The organism is Flavobacterium sp. (genome assembly GCF_031423415.1).
Classification (GTDB): domain Bacteria; phylum Bacteroidota; class Bacteroidia; order Flavobacteriales; family Flavobacteriaceae; genus Flavobacterium.
The window spans coordinates 1-1,209 of the sequence record NZ_JANPFL010000004.1 but is presented as its reverse complement, the minus strand read 5'-3'; the positions used below and the strand labels follow the sequence as shown (position 1 = coordinate 1,209).

Annotated in this window: 1 protein-coding gene and 1 pseudogene; both read left to right on the top strand. The window is 36.7% G+C overall.

Translation table 11 applies throughout. The features are described from left to right. Positions 1-142: 142 nt before the first annotated feature. Positions 143-652: pseudogene (locus RMO83_RS00810) on the top strand (transaldolase family protein); the annotation flags it as partial. Positions 653-654: 2 nt separating this feature from the next. Further along, positions 655-1,209: 1-deoxy-D-xylulose-5-phosphate synthase N-terminal domain-containing protein (locus RMO83_RS00805; protein ID WP_310557771.1), on the top strand; the 555-nt coding region annotated here is incomplete at its 3' end.

The window sequence follows — 1,209 nt, the reverse complement described above, 5'->3', positions numbered from 1 at the left end:
GCTGTCCGAAAACAGATTTACTAGAAAAATAATTACTTTTACTCATCGTTTTTTGTCTTTTGCAAAACCAAATTACGATTTTAATTGAGAAGCCATTTTTATGGCTTCTTTTTTATTTACTTTTATCGGACAACAATGTTTAGCAATATGTAATATTGTTGACGGCGATGTTTCGGCTGAAGTAATTGCCACAGATTATGAAGGTATGATTCAACAAGGCGAAGAATTGGCAGCCTTACATCCACAAATTGTGGTAAAATTACCAATGATTGCTGCTGGTATAAAAGCCTGTAAATATTTTTCGGATAAAGGAATCAAAACTAATGTAACTTTAGTTTTCTCGGTTGGACAAGCTTTATTAGCTGCAAAAGCTGGGGCAACTTATGTTTCCCCATTTTTGGGAAGACTCGATGATATTTGCACTGATGGAATGGGATTAATTGCAGAAATCAGACTTGTATACGACAATTACGATTTTTCAACTCAAATACTATCTGCCTCAGTTCGAAACACGATGCACGTCATTAATTGCGCCAAATTAGGTTCGGATGTAATGACAGGCCCTTTGTCTTCCATCACGGGATTGTTGAAACACCCTTTGACCGATAGTGGATTAGCACAATTTTTGGCCGATTACCAAAAAGGAAATTAAGTATGGAAAGCGCTCAATTACAAGATATAGTTTTTCAAACGAGAAGAGATATCGTACGAATGGTGCACAAAGTAAACTCAGGACATCCTGGAGGTTCTTTGGGTTGTACCGAGTTTATGGTAGCGTTGTACAACGAAATAATGGAACTCAAAGACGGTGCTTTTGATATGAACGGTATAAATGAAGATATTTTCTTCTTGTCTAATGGTCATATTTCACCTGTTTTTTATAGTGTATTGGCTAGAAAAGGCTATTTCCCAGTTCAAGAATTAAACACCTTTAGATTATTAAATTCGAGATTGCAAGGACATCCAACTACTCACGAAGGACTAGAAGGAATTAGGATTGCTTCGGGTTCATTAGGACAGGGAATGTCGGTTGCGATTGGAACGGCTTTGACCAAAAAGCTAAATAATGACACTAATTTAGTTTACAGTTTGCACGGTGATGGAGAATTGCAGGAAGGTCAAAACTGGGAAGCCATTATGTTTGCTTCGGCTAAAAAAATCGACAATTATATTGCAACGATTGACTTTAATGGACAACAAATTGATGGA